This is a genomic window from Mycolicibacterium austroafricanum, from assembly GCF_902705885.1.
Lineage (GTDB): Bacteria > Actinomycetota > Actinomycetes > Mycobacteriales > Mycobacteriaceae > Mycobacterium > Mycobacterium vanbaalenii_A.
Map to the genome: position 1 here is coordinate 38,527 of NZ_CACSIP010000017.1, position 17,839 is coordinate 56,365.

21 protein-coding genes and 1 pseudogene are annotated in these 17,839 nt (G+C 65.1%); 8 read left to right on the plus strand and 14 right to left on the minus strand.

Features of this window, described 5'->3' with window-relative positions; translation table 11 throughout:
* Positions 1 to 84 precede the first annotated feature (84 nt).
* Together BEMPMBAN_RS12985 and BEMPMBAN_RS12990 are read right to left on the minus strand one after the other, a co-directional pair.
* The gene (locus BEMPMBAN_RS12985; protein WP_425294972.1) at positions 85 to 1,035 is read right to left on the minus strand and encodes an esterase family protein; all 951 of its coding nucleotides are present in this window, start codon (positions 1,033 to 1,035) and stop codon (positions 85 to 87) included.
* 248 nt (positions 1,036 to 1,283) lie between these two features.
* Positions 1,284 to 1,649 (minus strand): Hsp15 family ribosome-associated heat shock protein, encoded by a 366-nt coding sequence (locus BEMPMBAN_RS12990; RefSeq protein ID WP_159230795.1) that lies wholly within the window; start codon positions 1,647 to 1,649, stop codon positions 1,284 to 1,286.
* A gap of 76 nt (positions 1,650 to 1,725) precedes the next feature.
* On the opposite strand from BEMPMBAN_RS12990, the gene BEMPMBAN_RS12995 reads away from it, so the two are divergent.
* The 4 genes from BEMPMBAN_RS12995 (at position 1,726) to BEMPMBAN_RS13010 (ending at position 4,630) form a co-directional block, all read left to right on the plus strand.
* Positions 1,726 to 2,013, plus strand: coding sequence for an ArsR/SmtB family transcription factor (locus BEMPMBAN_RS12995; protein ID WP_159230796.1), 288 nt, complete (start codon positions 1,726 to 1,728; stop codon positions 2,011 to 2,013).
* Positions 2,010 to 2,399: a VOC family protein gene (locus BEMPMBAN_RS13000; protein ID WP_159230797.1), complete on the plus strand. Its 390-nt coding sequence runs from the start codon at positions 2,010 to 2,012 to the stop codon at positions 2,397 to 2,399. The genes BEMPMBAN_RS12995 and BEMPMBAN_RS13000 overlap by 4 nt, the downstream gene beginning before the upstream one ends.
* Before the next feature lie 206 nt (positions 2,400 to 2,605).
* Positions 2,606 to 3,106, plus strand: a complete 501-nt coding sequence (locus tag BEMPMBAN_RS13005; protein ID WP_159230798.1) for a gluconokinase — start codon at positions 2,606 to 2,608, stop codon at positions 3,104 to 3,106.
* An 84-nt stretch (positions 3,107 to 3,190) separates the two neighbouring features.
* On the plus strand, positions 3,191 to 4,630 hold the full coding sequence (locus BEMPMBAN_RS13010; protein ID WP_159230799.1) for a GntP family permease: 1,440 nt from the start codon (positions 3,191 to 3,193) through the stop codon (positions 4,628 to 4,630).
* Positions 4,631 to 4,682: 52 nt separating this feature from the next.
* Here the strand turns inward: BEMPMBAN_RS13010 and BEMPMBAN_RS13015 are convergent, their stop codons facing one another.
* From BEMPMBAN_RS13015 to BEMPMBAN_RS13030, 4 genes are all read right to left on the minus strand, one after another.
* Positions 4,683 to 5,624 (minus strand): CobW family GTP-binding protein, encoded by a 942-nt coding sequence (locus BEMPMBAN_RS13015; protein WP_159230800.1) that lies wholly within the window; start codon positions 5,622 to 5,624, stop codon positions 4,683 to 4,685.
* A 71-nt stretch (positions 5,625 to 5,695) separates the two neighbouring features.
* Positions 5,696 to 7,027 (minus strand): guanitoxin biosynthesis MBL fold metallo-hydrolase GntH, encoded by a 1,332-nt coding sequence (gene gntH, locus BEMPMBAN_RS13020; protein ID WP_200845964.1) that lies wholly within the window; start codon positions 7,025 to 7,027, stop codon positions 5,696 to 5,698.
* 113 nt (positions 7,028 to 7,140) lie between these two features.
* On the minus strand, positions 7,141 to 8,289 hold the full coding sequence (locus tag BEMPMBAN_RS13025; RefSeq protein ID WP_159230801.1) for an AI-2E family transporter: 1,149 nt from the start codon (positions 8,287 to 8,289) through the stop codon (positions 7,141 to 7,143).
* A gap of 89 nt (positions 8,290 to 8,378) precedes the next feature.
* A complete protein-coding gene (locus BEMPMBAN_RS13030; RefSeq protein ID WP_159230802.1) occupies positions 8,379 to 9,200 on the minus strand; it encodes a formate/nitrite transporter family protein in 822 nt (273 codons plus the stop codon).
* Positions 9,201 to 9,329: 129 nt separating this feature from the next.
* Between BEMPMBAN_RS13030 and BEMPMBAN_RS13035 the strand changes: the two genes are divergently transcribed.
* Genes BEMPMBAN_RS13035 through BEMPMBAN_RS13045 form a run of 3 tightly spaced genes read left to right on the plus strand, consistent with a single transcriptional unit; the run spans position 9,330 to position 10,535 of the window.
* Positions 9,330 to 9,674, plus strand: a complete 345-nt coding sequence (locus tag BEMPMBAN_RS13035) for an ArsR/SmtB family transcription factor (RefSeq protein ID WP_159230803.1) — start codon at positions 9,330 to 9,332, stop codon at positions 9,672 to 9,674.
* Entirely contained in the window at positions 9,652 to 10,023 is a 372-nt protein-coding gene (locus BEMPMBAN_RS13040) for a DUF1801 domain-containing protein (RefSeq protein ID WP_234897437.1), read from the plus strand. The genes BEMPMBAN_RS13035 and BEMPMBAN_RS13040 overlap by 23 nt, the downstream gene beginning before the upstream one ends.
* 14 nt (positions 10,024 to 10,037) lie before the next feature.
* Complete coding sequence (locus BEMPMBAN_RS13045) at positions 10,038 to 10,535, plus strand: SRPBCC family protein (RefSeq protein ID WP_159230804.1); 498 nt, start codon at positions 10,038 to 10,040, stop codon at positions 10,533 to 10,535.
* 38 nt (positions 10,536 to 10,573) lie between these two features.
* Here BEMPMBAN_RS13045 and BEMPMBAN_RS13050 read toward each other — a convergent pair whose 3' ends face one another.
* The 4 genes and pseudogenes from BEMPMBAN_RS13050 to BEMPMBAN_RS33150 form a co-directional block, all read right to left on the minus strand.
* Positions 10,574 to 11,200: an FKBP-type peptidyl-prolyl cis-trans isomerase gene (locus tag BEMPMBAN_RS13050; protein ID WP_159230864.1), complete on the minus strand. Its 627-nt coding sequence runs from the start codon at positions 11,198 to 11,200 to the stop codon at positions 10,574 to 10,576.
* A gap of 60 nt (positions 11,201 to 11,260) precedes the next feature.
* On the minus strand, positions 11,261 to 12,250 hold the full coding sequence (locus BEMPMBAN_RS13055) for a helix-turn-helix transcriptional regulator (protein ID WP_234897438.1): 990 nt from the start codon (positions 12,248 to 12,250) through the stop codon (positions 11,261 to 11,263).
* A gap of 147 nt (positions 12,251 to 12,397) precedes the next feature.
* Positions 12,398 to 12,475: a mycothiol transferase gene (locus BEMPMBAN_RS33145; RefSeq protein ID WP_425294973.1), complete on the minus strand. Its 78-nt coding sequence runs from the start codon at positions 12,473 to 12,475 to the stop codon at positions 12,398 to 12,400.
* Positions 12,476 to 12,539: 64 nt separating this feature from the next.
* Positions 12,540 to 12,887, minus strand: a pseudogene (locus BEMPMBAN_RS33150) (mycothiol transferase); the annotation flags it as partial.
* A gap of 115 nt (positions 12,888 to 13,002) precedes the next feature.
* Between BEMPMBAN_RS33150 and BEMPMBAN_RS13065 the strand changes: the two are divergent.
* Positions 13,003 to 13,845 (plus strand): alpha/beta fold hydrolase, encoded by an 843-nt coding sequence (locus BEMPMBAN_RS13065; protein ID WP_159230806.1) that lies wholly within the window; start codon positions 13,003 to 13,005, stop codon positions 13,843 to 13,845.
* 23 nt (positions 13,846 to 13,868) lie between these two features.
* On the opposite strand, the gene BEMPMBAN_RS13070 is transcribed toward BEMPMBAN_RS13065, so the two are convergent.
* The 4 genes from BEMPMBAN_RS13070 to BEMPMBAN_RS13085 all read right to left on the minus strand — a co-directional run bounded on the left by BEMPMBAN_RS13070 (position 13,869) and on the right by BEMPMBAN_RS13085 (position 17,833).
* On the minus strand, positions 13,869 to 15,686 hold the full coding sequence (locus BEMPMBAN_RS13070) for a serine/threonine-protein kinase (protein WP_159230807.1): 1,818 nt from the start codon (positions 15,684 to 15,686) through the stop codon (positions 13,869 to 13,871).
* Positions 15,687 to 15,755: 69 nt separating this feature from the next.
* Positions 15,756 to 16,571, minus strand: a complete 816-nt coding sequence (locus tag BEMPMBAN_RS13075) for an LLM class F420-dependent oxidoreductase (RefSeq protein ID WP_159230808.1) — start codon at positions 16,569 to 16,571, stop codon at positions 15,756 to 15,758.
* Positions 16,572 to 16,993: 422 nt separating this feature from the next.
* Positions 16,994 to 17,227: a hypothetical protein gene (locus tag BEMPMBAN_RS13080; RefSeq protein ID WP_159230809.1), complete on the minus strand. Its 234-nt coding sequence runs from the start codon at positions 17,225 to 17,227 to the stop codon at positions 16,994 to 16,996.
* 132 nt (positions 17,228 to 17,359) lie between these two features.
* Positions 17,360 to 17,833, minus strand: coding sequence for a MerR family transcriptional regulator (locus BEMPMBAN_RS13085; protein WP_159230810.1), 474 nt, complete (start codon positions 17,831 to 17,833; stop codon positions 17,360 to 17,362).
* Positions 17,834 to 17,839: the final 6 nt, after the last annotated feature.

Consider the following 17,839-nt stretch of genomic DNA (forward strand, 5'->3'; position numbering starts at 1 on the left):
GCACCCGTCCTGACCGCGTCCGCGCGGACAGGGCTTCGACCACCGCAGATCTTTGGATCTGCGGTGGTCGACACGTTTCGGACGTCAGACGCCCAGCGTGCCTTGGATGTCCGGCTTCATCGCGTTGAGCTGCGAACCCCAGTATCCCCAGCCGTGGGTGCCGTTTGCGGGGAAGTTGAAGACGCCGTTGCCGCCGCCGGCGGCCTCGTACCGGCGCTGGAACGCCTTGTTGCTGTCCTGAGTGATGCTCTCGAGCAGCTGGCCGGGGATGTCGCCGCCGCCGCCGAGGTCACCGGGCCTGCCGTTGCCCGTGTACACCCAGATCCGGGTGCCGTTGGCCACCAGCCGTCCGGCTTGCAGCGTCGGGTCGTTGCGCTGCCACGCCGGACCGCCACCAGCACCCCACATCGCGGTGGCGTCGAAGCCGCCGGCGTCGCGCATCGCGAACCCGACCAAGGTGGGCCAAATGCCTTCGGACGGGTTGAGGAAACCCGACAGCGAAGCCGCGTAACGGAATTGGTTCGGGTGATAGGCCGCCAGGATCAGCGCCGCGCTACCCGACATCGACAAGCCGACCACGGCGTTGCCGCTGGGCGAGATGCCCTTGTTGGCCGCCAGATAGGCGGGCAGCTCAGAGGTCAGGAAGGTCTCCCACTGGTAGTTGTAGGTGTTGCCGTTACCGACAGCCGGACGTTGCCAGTTGGTGTAGAAGCTCGACATCCCGCCAACGGGCATCACGACCGACAGTCCCGACTCGAAGTAGTTCTCGAACGCCGCGGTCTCGATGTCCCAGCCGCTGTTGTCGTCACGGGCACGCAACCCGTCGAGCAGGTAGACCGCCTTGGTGCCGCCGCCCTGGAACCTGACAGGGATGTCACGGCCCATGGCCGCCGACGGCACCATCAACGTCTCCACCGGCAGACCGGGCCGTGAGTAGGCACCCGCGGTGGCCGGCGTGCCTGCGACGGCGACCAATCCCGTCAGCAGCAGCGCTGCAAGCGCGCCGGCCTGTAGCCGGCGGCTCAAACTGAGCATGAATTCCATGTGATTTGTTGCCGTTCTCTCTGGACGCGCACGACAGCGCGTACCTCACGAAAAGGTGTGCGGTCAGCGCAGGTTCACTGGATCGGATGCCACTGCTTCGCATCCACCGCATCACGAGCGGACCGCTGAAAGCAGTGCCATCCGTCAGTTCGTCATGTGACGATTTGCCGTTACGTTCCACAGCGCGAATCGCCGCGCTGGTCACATCTACGTAAGAAACGCCACCACGGCGGGCATGATCACTGCTGGGCTGCCCGCCACTTGTCCAGCAGGCGGCGGTCGCGCTTGGTCGGCCGGCCGGCACCGCGGTCCCGGACCGCCAGCGGCACCTGAGGAGTGGCCGCCGGGGCGGGGGTGCGGTCGAGATAACACGTCACGGCATCGGCTGCCCCAACCCGCTTCTGGATCACCCGCACCACTTCGACGATGCGCGTCCTGTCGCCCAATCGGGCGCGCACCTCGTCACCGGGAGACACCGTGGCGGAGGGTTTGGCGGGCCGGTCGTTGATCCGCACATGGCCACCCCGGCACGCTGCAGCGGCGTCCGGCCTGGTCTTTGTCAGGCGGACCGCCCACAACCACCGGTCCACACGGGTCGACTCCATGACCTCCATCATGGCCTGCCGCGTACCCGTGTCACATCGTTGACAGGCAAGTATCTGCTTGCATAGCGTGTCACGCGTGGGCGACGTCTTCAAAGCACTGGCTGACCCCACGCGCCGCACCATCCTCGACGAGCTGACAGACCGCAACGGGCAGACGCTCTTCGAGATCTGCTCGCGGCTGGCGACCAAGCACGGTCTGGGCTCCTCGCGGCAGGCGGTCTCGCAGCACCTCGACGTCCTGGAGGCGGCGGCGCTGGTCGAGACGCGCCGCCAAGGCCGGTACAAGTTCCACTACATCAACACCGCACCGCTCGAACCGATCGTCGCGCGCTGGCTCGAGCCGCCAGGAAAGGAAGACCGATGAGAATCAATCTGACAAGCGTGTTCGTTGACGACCAGGACAAGGCGCTGCGCTTCTATACCGAGACGCTCGGGTTCGCCGCGAAGCACGACGTGCCGATGGGCGAGCATCGTTGGATCACCGTGGTGTCGCCGGAAGATCCCGATGGCACCGAACTCGTTCTGGAACCGGACGAACATCCCGCAGCCAAGCCGTTCAAGGAAGCGCTGGTGGCAGACGGCATCCCGTTCACGTCGTTTGCCGTCGCCGACGTGGCCAGAGAGTACAAGCGTCTGCGGGGGTGCGGGGTGACCTTCACCCAGGAACCGACGCCGATGGGTCCGGCGACGACGGCCGTGCTCGACGACACCTGCGGCAACCTGATCCAGATCGCCCAATACCTCGGCTGAGCGCAACACCAAGACGCAACGGATGAAAAGCCCCCAGGTGGGGTACCTACGGTCAGCACGGACAAGTCGACCATCTGGCCGCAACACATCGTGTTATTCCTGCTTTGTGCGCTCAAAAACCTGCTTATTTACTAAACATCTTGCATTCGTATGCTTTTTGATCCATTCTTTGTGTGACACCAAACACGATCAAGTAGGTGGAGGGGATGGCATCACCCATCGTTGTCATGGGCGTCTCGGGCTCAGGCAAGTCGACCGTAGGCGCAGCGCTGGCTCAGCGCCTGAGGGTGCCGTTCGCGGACGCCGATGACTTTCACCCGCCCGCCAATGTCGCCAAGATGTCGGCCGGCGAACCACTCGACGATGATGACCGCCATCCATGGCTGGATGCGATCGGGCAATGGTTGGCCGGCCACCCCGATGGGGGAGTGATGAGCTGTTCGGCACTCAAGCGCAAGTACCGCGATCAACTCCGTGGGCACTGCGCGGCAATCGAGTTCCTGCACCTGTCCGGTACCCCCGAGGTCATCGGCAGGAGACAAGCCAGCCGCCCCGGGCACTTCATGCCGGCATCACTGCTCGAGTCGCAGTTCAAAACCCTCGAGCCGCTGGAATCCGACGAACAGGGCATCGACATCGACGTCGACCAGAACATCGATGCCATCGTCGACACCTATATCGCCGCAAGCGAACAGTCAGACCGATGAACCATCGGGTGAGCTGGGCGATGCACACAACTCACGGTCGTGACACGCCCGGAACGAGCCGGGCACTGACAGTTCGGAGGCCTCGTGGAAGCAATTGATCCGGCATACGGCACGACCACCCTGCTACTGATCGCCGCGGCGGCGGTCGCCGTGCTGCTGTTCCTCATCATCAAGGTGAACATGCATGCCTTCGTGGCGCTCGTCCTGGTGAGCGTGCTCACGGCGCTGGCGGCCGGTATCCCGGTGGCGGACGTGCCAAGCGCCATATCCTTCGGTTTCTCCAACACACTCGGCTCGGTGGCGCTGCTCGTCGGCTTCGGCGTCATGATCGGCCGTCTGTTGGAGATCACCGGCGGCGCCCAGGTCCTCGCCGACACCCTGATCGGCCGGTTCGGGGAGAAACGGGCGCCGTTCGCGCTCGGCGTCGCCGCGCTGCTCTTCGGCTTTCCGATCTTCTTCGACGCGGGCCTGGTCGTCTTCCTGCCGATCATCATGACGGTCGCGCGGCGTTTCGGCGGCTCGCTCCTGCTGTTCGCCCTGCCGGCCGCCGGCGCTTTCGCCGCGATGCATGCGATGGTGCCGCCGCACCCGGGTCCGGTCGCAGCAGCCGAAGCGTTCGGCGCGAACATCGGTGTCACGCTTCTCCTCGGCGCCCCCATCGCCGTCCTCTCGTGGTATATCGGCGCCTATCTCGTCTCCCAGGCGATCGGGCGCAAGATCCACGTCGACGTCCCGGCGTCGCTGTTCGGAGAGATGAACGGCGGCCGCGACGAGACCACCAACGGTGACGGCACCGGCGCGGGCGTCTCGGCCACAGGAGACACCATGACCCGCACAGCCCCGGCATTCGGGACCGTCCTTGGCATACTGCTGCTGCCGTTCGTGTTGATCTCCTTCAACACCGTGCTCGACACCTTGATGACCGCCGGCGTGATCGAGGACGGCGTCACCTGGGCGGAGTACCTGAAGCTGCTGGGCAACACTAGTGTGGCCCTGCTCATCACCGTCGTCGTGGCCACCTTGGTGCTGGGGTTGCGCGGTGGCCGCTCGATGGCCGACGTCGGCACGATCTTCGACAAGGCGCTGGGGCCGATCTGCGCGATCATCCTGATCACCGGCGCCGGCGGCATGTTCGGCGGTGTACTGCGACTGAGCGGTATCGGGAACGCTCTGAGCGGTTCGCTCTCGGGGCTGGGGATGTCGCTGATCGTTCAGGCGTTCATCATCTCCACGATCCTGCGCGTGGCGCAGGGGTCGGCGACCGTCGCACTGACCACGACGGCGGGCCTGATCAGCGCCGCCGCGATCGAAGCCGACCTCAGCAATGTGAAGCTGACGCTGCTGGTGATCGCCATCGCTGCCGGCGCGACCGTGCTCTCCCACGTCAACGACTCGGGCTTCTGGCTGGTCAGTCGGTTCTTCAACATGGACGTCAAGACGACTCTCAAGACGTGGACGGTGATGGAGACCACGCTCGGGCTCACCGCGTTCCTGATCGCCCTGGGACTGTGGATGGTGTTCTGACCGGGTGATCAGTCAATCGCCAGCAGCGCGATTGAGGCTGAACAGGCCGCGGTCAAGGTTCCTCGCAGCTGGTGAACAGCTCGTTGAGATGCGGTCCGTCGAGGCGCCGCCCGATGGCGACGATCCGGCTGGTGCCGCCCGAGGACCCGTCGCCGTCGAATTCGGTAATCTCACAGCGCCTTCCGACCACCTGCAGGACCTGCGGACCGTCGCAATCGGTGACGTACACGATCCCCTTGCACCGGTACACCGATCCGGGGAGCTCACGCCTGATCATCCGCCGCAGCAGGTCCGCCCGGAAACGCTTGCGGCTGCGGTGACTCCAGCGCTCGAGATCCTCGGCGCCGTCCGGCACGGACGTGGCCGGTCCGGCGTCGGAACCCGGAAGCACACGCGGGTCGAAGCGGCCAGCGCCCAACAGCGCCTCCAGCGGGACGTTCCCGTAGCTGGTGGTGATGACACGAATCCGTTTGATGTGCTGGTCGATCCAGTCGGTGACGACCTCGAGGTGTAGTGGGCTGACCAGATCGGCCTTGCTCACCACGACAAGATCGGAGAAGGCGATTTGGCGCAGTTTGAGCGAGTTCAGTGACGCCTCGTCGGATTCGCGGAAAACACCCTCAGCGTCGACTACGCACACGATGCTGTCCACCCGAAGCAACTGCGCGTAGCGGGCGTCCAGCAGCGTCATGGTGATTCCCGCGGGATCGGCGACACCGCTGGCTTCCAGGAGGACGTAGTCGATGAGCTCAGCGCTGTCGAGCAGTTGCCGCAATGCAGCAACGAGGTCCTCACGGATCTCACAACACACGCAGCCGTTCGTGAGGCTGATGGCATTGTCGGTGGCGTGCTGGATCAGGGCGGCGTCGATGTTGATCGAGCCGAAGTCGTTGACCAGGACTCCAATTCGCAGACCGTGTGATCCAGTCAGGATCCGGTTGAGCAGGGTGGTCTTTCCGGCGCCGAGAAAGCCGGTGAGAACGGTGACAGGCACCGGGGTTCCCGAACCCTCCGTCAGCCGGTGGTTATCCGGCGCCGGCGCCAGCAGAGCCGGATCCGAACGGATCACTTTGCGCGCCAACCGCGTTCGACTTCGATTCCCCGTTCGGCGAGCATCTCCCGAGGGTTCAGGGTGACTCCAGGCCAGGTTTGGGTGGGTGCGCGGTAGACATCCTCGGGGTAGTACAGGCGCGGATCGATCTCCAGGTCGCGCACGAACTGCTCTTGCTGGTCCTCTCGCGGGTTTCGAGGTTCCGGCAGTGCGATGGTCTCGGGCAGCTCCTGGCCGGGCTGCAGGAACCAGCGAGGATCCATGGCGGCGGGGGAGGCCCCGTCGGCAATCACCGCCTTACGCGACCAGATCGCGTCCTTGGTGATGTTGACGACGTTGAGATCCAGCCCGAACATGAACAGGCCATCCCAGTGCGCGCGCACCTCGGCCACCGATTCGGCCATCAACTGGTCGTCACCCCATTCGAAATGACAGATGGCTGCCATTCGCGGCTGCGCCTGGGCGAACATATAGCCTGCCGCGTAATAGGGGGTGTGGAAGATGTCCATCGCGTACTCCCACAGTTCTGCCGGCGCGCCCACTTTCAGGCCGGTCAGCCATGGGGTGTCGATGGTTCCCTCGGTGACGAAGAGGTCCGCCCCCTGCCCGTAGCGCACCGACAACTCGTCGGGGCGACCGTCGCCGGTCCACACGAACGACAAGTCGGCGTCCTCCCAATCCAGTCGGTAGGCGGAGGCCCCGTCCTTGACGTGCGAGCGCGGCCAGTGCCGCACGGTCACACCGTCGCGCTGATAGCAGATCCCGTTGCGCTCGGTCCAGTCGAACTCGGTCACGTCGATCTCGAGGCCGTCACCGACCGGGCAGGCGTTGAAATTCTCCTCGTGCCAACGGTTCATCTTGCGCATGTTCTCGACCATCGCGGCAGTGCCCAGATCCGGTGTTCGCCCCGACGGGCCGTAGACGCGCAGCGGCTCGAATCCACCCGAGAACGCCCGGAACGGGTACATGTAGGGCAGGTCGGCGAAATGGTCGGTGTGCAGGTGGCTGATGAAGATGTCGTTGATCAGCGCCGCGGGCACCTGCATCGCGATCGCGTGGCCGATACTGCCGTTGCCGAGATCGAAGAAGAAGCGGCGCGGCTGCGCGGTGCCGTTGCCCAGCTCGACAAGCATCGAGGTGCCCTTCTGCAGGGAGTTCGGCGGCCACGGTGAGCTTCCGAGAAACGTCACCCGCATCTCGTTCTCAGGCAGCACCTCGGTTCCGGGCAGGAACATGTTGCGATTCCTGATCGCCGGCCACGGGCGATAGAACTCCGGCAGGCTGATACCGCCGCCTGGCCGGCCCCCGTACGGATTGGACGGTTCGTTGGATCGCCCGATCGCCAAGATTCGACCCCTTCGTTGTCCTGCAGCTCCGTCTCCCGAAGACAACCACAGATCGCAGGCGGCCGAAACCGTCGCCTGGGTCGGGCCAGGGCGGCCGGAGTTGAACGACCGTGTTACGCGCCGACGTCGTCGCCTCCGGTGGGCGCGACGTCGGACATGTCGTCCACCCGTTCGTCGGCCGGTACGTCGGAAGGTTGATCGGCCAGCAGCCGTTCGGTGGCGCTGTTGACGAAAGCCAGCAGTGGCACCGCAAGCAGCGCACCGATCACACCGGCGAGCACCGCCCCCGCCGAGATCGCCAGTAGCACTGCCAGCGGGTGGATCTTCACCGCCCGGCTCATCACCAACGGCTGCAAGATGTTGCCCTCGAGTTGTTGTACCGCCAGGACGATGGCCAGCACCAGCACCGCGACGAAAAAACCTTTCGACAGCAGCGCGACCACCACGGCGAGGAGACCGGTGAGGACGGCCCCGATCACCGGGACGAACGCGCCGAGGAACACCAGGGAGGCCAGCGGCAGCGCCAGCGGTACACCCAGCACGGCAAGGCCGATGCCGATGCCGATCGCATCCACCAGAGCGACGATGAACGTGGCGCGCACAAACCCCGTCAACGAGTTGAAGCCGGACTTGCCGGCGTCCCGAACGCGGTTCCGCGAGTCGCTCGGCACCAGCCTGGTCACGTACTGCCAGATGTTGCGCCCCCCGTGCAGCAGGAAGATCACCGCGAACAGGACCAGGAAGGCGCCGGTGACGATCTGGGTGGCTGTCGTCGCCGTGGCCACCGCGCCACTTGTCAGCCGTTCCTCATTGTCGCGTACTGCTTCGATCGCCGAATTGCCGAAGCTGTCGATCTGTTCGCTACTGATGCCCAGCGGACCTTCGACGAGCCAATCCCGCGCTGAGTCAATGCTCCTGGTGACCTCGCCACCCAGAGCGGGCAACCCGGCGATGAACTGGCTGATGACGAAGGCGAGGACACCGCCCAGCACTGCGGTGCCGCCGAGAAGCACCAGCGCCACGCCCGCGCCACGCGGAACACCGCGCCGGTCCAGCCAATCAACCGGTGGCAACAGCAGCGCGGTGAGGATGACGGCGATCGCCAGGGACACAGCGATCACCTGAATCTGGCCGACTATCCAGATCAGCGCCAGCACGCCGGCGCCGATGACGAGCAGTCGCCAGGACCATGCCGCGGCCTTGCGGACGAGTGGATGAACCGAGTCGACCGCTGAATCGGTCGCGGAGGGAATCAGTGCCATCGGTTCAGCGTAGCCTCAGGGCGCCTGACCGCCTCTTTCGTTGCACCGCAACACCATTCAGGATGGCGCCGGCGCCAAGGCGCGGTAAGTCAACGTTCGGCTTCGGCTTCACTGCGCTCTTCCTCCAAGCGGTCCTTGCTGCGCACCAGGCGAAGAAGCGTCACCAGGATCAGGCCGCCGGCGATGTTGCCGACGAGGGTGTAGCCGAACCAGCCCAGCCAATCGAGGTAGCCGAACGGAGCATGGCCGGTGATGAACGCGCCGAAGATCAGCAGTGAGTCGAGGATCGAATGGAACATCTGCAATCCGGCGAGCAGAAATGCTCCTGCGACAGCCGCGGCGATCTTCCCGGGAACCGAATCGGTGCCGTGCTGCATGCGGGTCATCAGCGTGATCACCATCCCGCCGAGCAGTGCCAGCGAGATGGTTTCCATCGAGATCGGGGCGGTGGCGAAGTGCGACGCCGACTCCACGGTTTGAGCGTGCAGCTTGGGGAACCCGGCCATGATCAGCCACATGATTACCCAGCCGCCCACCAGGTTGGCCGCCAGTGTTCCGCCCCACAGCTTGAAAAGCTGGCGCACACTGGCGCGCTTTGCGGCAACGGTGGTGACCGGGACCAGAAAGCCCTCGGTGAACAGCTCGCTGCGGCCCAGGAGCAGGGCCAGGAACCCGATCGAGAATGCCAGACCCGCGAGCAGCTGGTTGCCCGTAGCTTCCAGGACGGCCAGATAGGCGAGCACACCCATTGCCACCTCCGTGCCCCCGAAGAACCCGGTGACCAGCACTTCGTGCCAGCTGCGGTGCAGGCGCTGGGTGCCCTCGTTGAGGGTTCTGTTGAAGGTCTCCTCGAGTTCGTCCTCGATCGGGCTGTCGGAATCGCCGAGTTGGCGCTGGCTGGTTTCACTCACGTCGGATCCTCAACGCCGGTAACGGGTGGACGACACGGAGTACCCGAACTTCGCCAGAAGATGCCGACGCGCCGAGGGCCCGTGACATATTCCTTGACAGGAATATGTCACGACACCTACGTTTGCTCCATGCAGGCGACGGTCTTCGAGGCACTGGGTGAACCGAGTCGTCTGAGGATCGTCGAGTTGTTGCGCGCCGGGCCTCAGTCTGTCGGCGACATTGCTGAGACCCTGGGTATTCGCCAGCCACAGGTGAGCAAACACCTGCGAGTGCTCAATGAATCGGGAATCGTCGCCGGCGAAGCGCGGGCGCGGCGCCGGATCTATCACCTCGAGGTCGCGCCGTTCGAGGAGATCGGTCGCTGGGCGGAGTCGTTCGAACGGCTCTGGGAGATCCGACTCGATTCGTTGGGCCGCTATCTCGATTCCGTCACTCGTGAAGGGACACTTGATGAGCCAGAAGAAGACCGGTGATCACAAAACCGACGAGGACGTCGTTCGTGACAAGATCGCCGAACTGCCGGCGTTCCGCGACGTCGCATCGCGGCTGCACGAGATCATCATGAAAGCCGCCCCCGAGCTCAAGCCGCGGCTGTGGTACGGCATGCCGGGATATGCGAAAAGCAAGAGCAGTCCCGTGATTTGCTTCTTCCGCGTCGACGCCGACGACTACGTGTCGTTCGGCCTGACCGAGAAAGCCGCACTCGCGCCCGAAGAGGGGGCACCGCACAAGTTGATCGGATTGGTTCCTAACCGAAATCGACGAACCCGCCGAAGCCCGGATCGTGGACATCGTCGCACGATCCGTCGGCTGATTCCGTAACCCGAGGAAAATTCATGATCCTGCAGATGTTCAAGAAGACCAAGAGTCTGAAATTCGAACGCTCATACCGCGCCCCGGTCGAAACAGTCTGGCGCGCATGGACGCAACCTGAAATCCTTCGGCAGTGGTGGGGCCCCGAGAACACCCTCGTGCCCCAATGCGACGTCGACCTCCGTGTTGGCGGCCGGCTCTACGTCGTCATGGAGGCCGGCGCGGCCATGGGCAAGTACCGGGGGACGCGCTGGCCCATGGAAGGCACTTTCACCCGCATCGAAGACAACGCGCGGCTGACGTACGACGCTCGCTCCTGGACAGAGGGGGAGGAGGAGGGTTCGACGATTCACCACACCAACGACGTCACCTTCGTCCAGCGCGAGGAGATGACCACTGTGCACCTTCACATCGCGGTCAGCAAGATCGGCCACAAAGCCAAGATGGCCGCGTTCGGCATGAAGTGGGGCTACAAGCAACAACTCGACAAGCTCGAGAACTTTCTGTCACAGCAGTCATGAGCGGCCGCGTGGGGCCGACCGACCACGGCTACCGAGGGTCAGCTCGTGGCGTCGAGGATCTTGATCGCGAAGACCAGGGTGTCACCCGGCGCGATGCCAGCGCCGGGCTGACCTTCCGGGTAGCCGTCTGCCGAGGTCATCGCAACACCTACCGTGGAACCCACCGTCTGTCCGGCGATGGCTTTCTGAAAGCCCGGCACGACCCCATCGAGCGGGAACTCGACGGGTGGACCGCCCTGGTAGCTGCTGTCGAACACTGATCCGTCGCGGCCGTTGACTCCCATGTAGCAGACCGCGACCGTCGCTGTGTCGGCCACGACCGGCCCGTCGCCGGCCTGCAGGGTGTGCACCTGGGTCTCACCGACGCTGAACGGTGCGGTCACGTCGATGACGGGAGCAGTCGTATCCGTCGAACCGGTGACCGCGACGCTGCCGCTCGCGCCGGGCAGTGTCCATTCCGGCGCTGCGCTCTGCTCCGGTGCCGTCGCCGGGCACCCGCTGCCTGCGGCCGCCGGAGTCTCGGCGATCGGCGGCGGGAAATACTCGGCGGTGGGTGTGGTCGGCGAGGTCGTATCGGTCGGCGACGCGCTCGATTCGGAGCCGCATGCGGCGAGAGTCAGGACAAGCGAAGCGGCGCACGCCACGACGGCGACCGATGGGGACACACGGGAAGAGTTCACGGTCCGTCAGGCTAGCCGACCTCCAACGGCACGGCCATCTCCCGCCTAGCGATTCAGGGTGTGTTCGGGCGCGCACCCATAGAGCTCGAGGTAGTTGCTCCGGAAGTGGGCGAGATCCCAGAAACCCCACCGGCGGGCGATCCCGGCCACGCTGGTGACTCCGGGGTCAGCCGTCGCGAGATCGCGGTGGACGTAGCTCAATCGGATTTGTTGGAGGTATTGGGTCGACGAGCGTTGCCGGTGCCTGACGAACAGCGTTTCCAGTGCGCGCGCGGAGACCCGCGCCGCGTCAGCGATATCCGCCGGTGAAATGTCGTCGTGGACGTTGTCATCGATGAATGCGGTGGCACGGCGAAGCGCATCGTGGTTGTCACTGTCGTGGTTGTCTCTGTCACCGACCGGCCCCGGAGGGTCGCCCGCCGTGTTGGGGAACGCTGCCAACATGCTGGCGGCCAGATACCGGGCGACACCGCTGGAGATGAGCGGCTCCACCGCGGCGAACGGATTGCCGAGTAGACCGTGACGAATATGGTCGATGACGTCGACGAGATGCTGATTGGCGGCCGCGGACACTGGCGCCGAATCGGTCAGGTACGCCGGCGCAGCATCCGGGTCCCGGCCCAAAGCCTCAGCCAGAGCGCGCCGTGGAACGTTGACCATGTGGTAGCGCGCGTGTCGGCACCGTCCTACCAGTGGGCGTCCCGCGGCGGTGCCGAATGCAACGACCGCGCCGGTTCCATGGCTGCGCGCCGGCCCCCGCAGTGGGGTCTCCTCGAGCACGCCCGAATGCACCCTGCACAGCAAAATGTTCTCGGGGGCGGCCATCTCGTAGCTCATGTCGTAGGTGTACTCGGAGTCGTCGATACTGAGCGCTCCGACATCGCTGCGCCACACCCGGGTCCGGGTGATGCCACCGGACGCCGACTTCTCGATGCGGATTGCCCCGAACGCAGCCCCGATCTGCTCTTCAGCCTGGTCGAGGTCGTCCGCGCTGATCAGACATCTACCGGCGGGCGGCCCGGGCTTTTCCTGCACGAGTCTCACCTACCCGGGGTCTCTTTCCCTGCGTTTCTCTCGCCACTTTACGACGTGTGGGCGTGCTGCTGGCAACTTCTGCGACATGGCGCGGGCAATTCAGCGCCTCGCGGGTGCCCGACCAGAGCCGCTCAGATCTCGACGATCTCAGCGGCCGGTTCTCCCATCGATGAGTTCCCGGAGGATGTCCATGTGTCCGGCGTGACGGCCGGTCTCTTCGATCATGGGGGATCAGTGCCCACCTCACCGACGGTGACCGACCGCTGCGCGCGGGCCGCGCGCAGGGCGATTCGAGATCCGGGTTGCTGACGATGACGTTGTTGGCTTCGGCCGTGACGCGTCGGTACTCCTCGATCAACGAATCGACGGCGGTGTCGGAATCAGCGTGAAACGTCGCGGACCAGTCGCCGACATCCTCGCCGAGGAAGGTGAAGCGCTCGACATGGATCAAATGATTGAGCAGACCGAGCAGGTTGGTGCCGGAAGGGACGCCCGGTTGGCGTACTTGCGGTTCCGGCGCACCGCGAATCTTGCGGGCGACGGAATCCCGGAGGTAGTCGAGGAAGCCCAGCAGTACGTCACGCTCGCCGCCGCCGGTTGCCGGTGGCGGCCTGTCGGTTCGTCGCGGCGTTGGCATGTGACGACATTAGACAACTCCCCATGACACGGGATGACACGGCGAACGATGAGTTTGTTCCTTCCACGAGGTCTATCCCTTCGGAACGAAGCAGCATGCGGCGAAAGGAGAAGCGATGGGCGCCGAGCGTTCCCGTACCGGTCACCTATCGGTGAACGGGCTCCACCTCTACTACGAGGTCCACGGCGAACGTGAAACGTCGAAGCCTCCGTTGCTGTTGATCCCCGGCGCATTCATGGCCGCCGATTCGATGGCTGCGTGGACGCAGGCTTTCGTGTCCACTCGCACGGTGATCGTGTTCGACCAGCAAGGACACGGCCGCACCCCGGACACCCCGCGGGAGATGTCGTACGAACGGTTCGCCGACGATGCTGCCGGGTTGCTGCACGCACTGGGAGTGGAACGCGTAGACGTGATGGGCTACTCGCAGGGCGGCGGGGTGGCACTGCAGCTGGCGATCCGTCACCCGTCGCTGGTGAGCAAGCTGGTCTCGATGTCGGCCACTTTCCGCAGGGATGGCTGGTACCCGTCGGTGTTCGAGGCCATCGCGGGCCTGAACGCCGAGGCGTTCGCCGCGACACCCGTCGAGAAAGCCTTCAAAGTCCATACCCCTGATGGTGCGGCATTCGATGCCTACATCGAGAAGATGAAGGTGTTGAACATCAACGACCAGAACATCAGTGACGACCAGATGCGTTCGATCTCCGCGCAGACGATGGTGATCGTCGGCGATGCGGACGGCGTGAAACCCGAACATGCACTGGAGATGTTCAAGCTACGCGGTGGGGGTGACGCGCAGGCAGCGGCGACGGGCACGTTGCAGAAGGCGCCTGCCGCCCGTCTTGTGGTGCTGCCGGCGATGTCGCACATCGCCATCTCGGGGGAGTCGGAACGATTGGCGCCTCTCATCGGCGCGTTTCTCGACGACGTGACACCGCAGACGCCGCAACTGTTCTAGACCGACAGTCGGGGCGGCCTCAGCTAGGCGGCGGCTTCGATGGTGATCTCGGAGATCTCCGTACGACTCTGTCCGTCCAGGGTGCCCAGCTTCGGGATCCACACCAACACGTACGACGTGGGGGTGTGATCGTCGACCACGATCCGGTTCTCGCCAGGCTGGACCGGCATCGGGGGTGTCAATTCGGTTGTGTCGGAGAGACTTCCGGGAGATGAGCTGTCAGCTGCACGAATCTGGATATCGGTCCCGGTGCTTGCCAGCTCGACCTGCACAGCGCCGATCTCGGTGGGCTCGGGTAACTGCAGGATCAGACCCACGCCTTGTTTGAAGGCGGGGAAGGGGGTCGCGTCGACATAGGTGTCGCTGCGCCATGCGGTGCCGGCGTCGCCGTCGATGGCCAACTCGGCTTCGGCCGGATGATCCGGCGAACCTCCCGGAGAGAAGACGGTGGCGCTCACCGGGGTGACGATCGGTCCGGGACCCGCTCGGTGTGACCACAGACCGAACCCGTCGGTCAACACTGCCGCCAGCGCGACCACCACCACGGCAACGACGGCCACGACCACGGCCGCCAGGCGCGCTCGGCGCGTGGATCCACGCGCTGCGTCCGCCGGCGTCACGGCCATCGAGCGCCCTTTCGGACGCCCAGGGGGCCGGACCGAATGGTTCTGGACGGATTCGCCGAGCAGGGTATCGCCGTCGAACATGCCGTGGACCTCGACGACATCACCATCTGCGAGGTGCCCGGTGATCGACGTCCCCCGCAATTCGACCGGCACCGTGGAGTCGAGTTGGCCGGTTGCTCCGTATTGCTCGACAACGAAGGACCAGACCTCCTGATCGTCGTCGGTTCCAGCCTGCTTCTTGTGCACGTCGCGGGCCGCGCCGTAGACCGACATCCTGGTCAGTCGCCTGGTATGGGGCGGCGAATCATCGCCGAGGTCACGGGCGACGTCGAACGCAGCGGTGTGCACCAACGTGTCGGACGGTTGATCGGCCACGTCCGGCTCACCCGCAAATGCGCGCGCGAAGGCGCTGCAGGTGGGATAGCGGTTGTCGGGATCCTTGGCCAGCGCCTTGTCCATGACGGCGTCGAGCCAGGCCAGATCGGGCCTGCGGGTCGACAGCTTCGGGGGTGGGGTCTTGAGGTGGTTGCCCACGACGACCACGCGGTTGGCGTGGGAGAACAACGGCACCCCGGTGAGCAGGTGGTATGCGGTGGCCGCCAGGGCGTACTGGTCCACGCGGCCGTCGATGTCATTGCTGACGAGTTGTTCGGGGGCGGCGTAGTTGACGGTGCCGATCGCGACGTTGACGTCGGTGAGCCCGTCCACGTCGTCGGCCCCGCGCGCGATACCGAAGTCGGTGAGCAGGATACGGCGCCGGGCGCCGGCCGACGAGTTGGCGACCAGGATGTTGCCCGGCTTGACGTCCCGGTGCAGCAGCCGGCGTTCGTGCGCGAAGTCCAACGCGTCCGCCACGGCCGTCACGATCTCGGCGACGTCGTCGTAGGGCATTCCGGACGGGTAGCGCTCGGTCAACAACTGACCGGCATCTGTGCCCTCCACGTAGTCCATCGAGATCCACAGATGACCGTCGAACTCGCCGCGGTCATGCACCCCGACGATGTGCGGGTGCCACAACGTCGCCGCCAGCTCCGCTTCACGGATGAAACGCGCAGGAAAGTCCCCGTCGCCGGTAGCTTCCAGCGACAGAATCTTCAGCGCGTCCAGTCGGGGGAGGCGGGGATGACGGGCCAGGTATACCTCGCCCATACCGCCACTGCCGAGCAGCCGCTGAATGGTGTAACCAGCGAAAATATCGCCGCCTTCATACGGCATGGGTCAAAGCCTACAAAAGAGTCACCGTCGCACCGCGTCGAGTGACGATCGAGACGCCCCGCCAGTTGATCATCGACGCCTATCGTCTCGCCACGTGAGCACCTGCTTGAGGGATGTGAGGTCGTAACCGTCGTCCGCGGTGAGTTCGGTCTGGAACAGAGTCACGCCCGCCTCGCGGAAAGCATCGGCGCTGTCGGCGTCCTTCCACAGCGTCGAGCGTTCGATATCGGCGCCGTTGCGCCCGAACGTGGCCGCCAGCTCATCGACACGGTCGCTGGACCGGCGGAACGCGTCGAGGTCCTGGAACGCGTGCCAGATGTCGGCGTGGCGGGCTACGGCGGGCAGCGATCGCTTGGGCCCCGTGCCGCCGATGAGGATCGGCAGCTTGCGCACGGGCGGCGGAATCAGCGCAGCCAGCCGGTTCTCGATGCGGATCAGGCTCTCGTCGAACCGATCGAAGCGGGAGCCGAAGGTTCCGAATTCGTAACCGTAGGTGGTGTAGTCCTTTTCGTACCACCCTGCTCCGAGGCCGAGGATGAGTCGGCCGCCGCTGATGTGGTCGACGGTGCGTGCCATGTCAGCGAGCAGGTCCGGGTTGCGGTAACCGACACCGGTCACGAGCAGCCCGATCTCGGCGTGGGAGGTGATCTCACCCCATGACGCGAGCGCGGTCCAGCCCTCGAAGTTGGCGACGTCGGGCTGCTCGTCGAACATGACGGGCTTGCCGTCGACGAGGGCTTTCATCGCCGGGCGGTGGAAGTGGTCATAGCCGAAGATCACGTCGACGCCGAGGTCGTCGGCCGCCAGGACGGCGTCGCGCCACGTGCGGTAGTCGGGCGTGCCGCCAGGCTGGATCTGTACGGCGACGCGGACGGGACGGGTCATGGCTGCTCCTGAGTCGGGGAAGGGCAACTCCTGAGCCAAGTTCGACGGCGCGGAGTTTATTCCGGAAGCTGGCCCCGCCCAGGTCGGCCTGTCGTGGCTGCTCCACTACGCGCCCACCGTGCTGCTCATCGCCGGAACCAGCTCGATCGTGCACTCGGAGCAAGATGTCGCCGTAGGCTCCGGCTCGCCCGATGAGGACCAGATGCGGCGAACTCTCCGTTGTTGTGTCGTTCGGCGGCTCGATGTGACGCCCGACCCGATATTGCCTAACACGCGAGAAACCCTGGGCGGAATGGGGATAAGCAACGGCCGACTATCCAGACCAGCGCTGCGGTTCGTCCTCGATCTCGGACGCGAACTTGACTGGATGTCCACGCCCGGATGGACGGTTGACAGTGCGGCTCGTTGGGCAGGGCAGCGGACTAGAGTTGCCCCAGAGGCCGGCAGACATTGGACAAGGCGTTCCAGTACTCACCGGGTGCACAATCGCCCGCCGGACGCGGCGTCTGGCAGGTGTTGGTGATCGGATCCCAGAACTGGCCGTTGATGCAGTTCAGCGGCTGTGCGGACCCGATTCCGGCCCCGAACAGCGACACGGCAGCAATGGGGGCGGCGGCGAGAGTGGCGATGGTCGAACGGACATATAGATTTCGCATGGGTCGATCTTGCCCGACGACGAGGGTCCTCAGACCCCGTCAGGCGAAACAATTCCCACGCACTTGTCGGTTCAGTCGCCGTGTGGTTCGGCAGGGGTTGTGCCGCGAGTGATCGGGCGGTGGGTTCCACGGTTAGCGGGTGTCGCCGGTGGTGCCTCCGTACGTGGTGATCTTGTATTCGGTCGCGGCGAGGGAGAGGGTGAGTTCGCGAATCTGGCGGCGGATGGTGTCGCGGTGTTCGAGGAGCATGTCGAGCCGTTCAGGTACCGTCTGATCGCCGCTGTCGACCAGCTCGATGTAATGCTGCAGATCGCGGATAGCCATGCCGGACAACCTCATCCGGGTGAGGAAGACAAGCCGACGCACCGCCTCGGGCTGGTAGCTGCGGTGGCCGCTGCTGTCGCGGTCAACCGCGACCAGACCGGCACGTTCGTAGTAGCGCAAGGTGTGCGCAGACACGTCGAGCAGCTCGGCGACCTCGGTGATACTCATCGGCGCGCGGACCTCACTGGTGTCGGCGAGGCGGTGGATGACCTCGACTGACATCGGGCCGTCGATCTCGCCGAGTGCGGCGAGCGCCCTGCTCATCAGGTCGTCGGTGGACATACCCGA

Bases quoted from the DNA above. Each gene is read 5' to 3' on its own strand.
- BEMPMBAN_RS12985 (WP_425294972.1), bottom strand. From the start codon at position 1,035: ATGCTCAGTTTGAGCCGCCGGCTACAGGCCGGCGCGCTTGCAGCGCTG.
- BEMPMBAN_RS12990 (WP_159230795.1), bottom strand. From the start codon at position 1,649: ATGGAGTCGACCCGTGTGGACCGGTGGTTGTGGGCGGTCCGCCTGACA.
- BEMPMBAN_RS13000 (WP_159230797.1), top strand. From the start codon at position 2,010: ATGAGAATCAATCTGACAAGCGTGTTCGTTGACGACCAGGACAAGGCG.
- BEMPMBAN_RS13005 (WP_159230798.1), top strand. From the start codon at position 2,606: ATGGCATCACCCATCGTTGTCATGGGCGTCTCGGGCTCAGGCAAGTCG.
- BEMPMBAN_RS13025 (WP_159230801.1), bottom strand. From the start codon at position 8,289: ATGGCACTGATTCCCTCCGCGACCGATTCAGCGGTCGACTCGGTTCAT.
- BEMPMBAN_RS13035 (WP_159230803.1), top strand. From the start codon at position 9,330: ATGCAGGCGACGGTCTTCGAGGCACTGGGTGAACCGAGTCGTCTGAGG.
- BEMPMBAN_RS13040 (WP_234897437.1), top strand. From the start codon at position 9,652: ATGAGCCAGAAGAAGACCGGTGATCACAAAACCGACGAGGACGTCGTT.
- BEMPMBAN_RS13045 (WP_159230804.1), top strand. From the start codon at position 10,038: ATGATCCTGCAGATGTTCAAGAAGACCAAGAGTCTGAAATTCGAACGC.
- BEMPMBAN_RS33145 (WP_425294973.1), bottom strand. From the start codon at position 12,475: ATGATCGAAGAGACCGGCCGTCACGCCGGACACATGGACATCCTCCGG.
- BEMPMBAN_RS13065 (WP_159230806.1), top strand. From the start codon at position 13,003: ATGGGCGCCGAGCGTTCCCGTACCGGTCACCTATCGGTGAACGGGCTC.
- BEMPMBAN_RS13070 (WP_159230807.1), bottom strand. From the start codon at position 15,686: ATGCCGTATGAAGGCGGCGATATTTTCGCTGGTTACACCATTCAGCGG.
- BEMPMBAN_RS13075 (WP_159230808.1), bottom strand. From the start codon at position 16,571: ATGACCCGTCCCGTCCGCGTCGCCGTACAGATCCAGCCTGGCGGCACG.
- BEMPMBAN_RS13080 (WP_159230809.1), bottom strand. From the start codon at position 17,227: ATGCGAAATCTATATGTCCGTTCGACCATCGCCACTCTCGCCGCCGCC.
- BEMPMBAN_RS13085 (WP_159230810.1), bottom strand. From the start codon at position 17,833: ATGTCCACCGACGACCTGATGAGCAGGGCGCTCGCCGCACTCGGCGAG.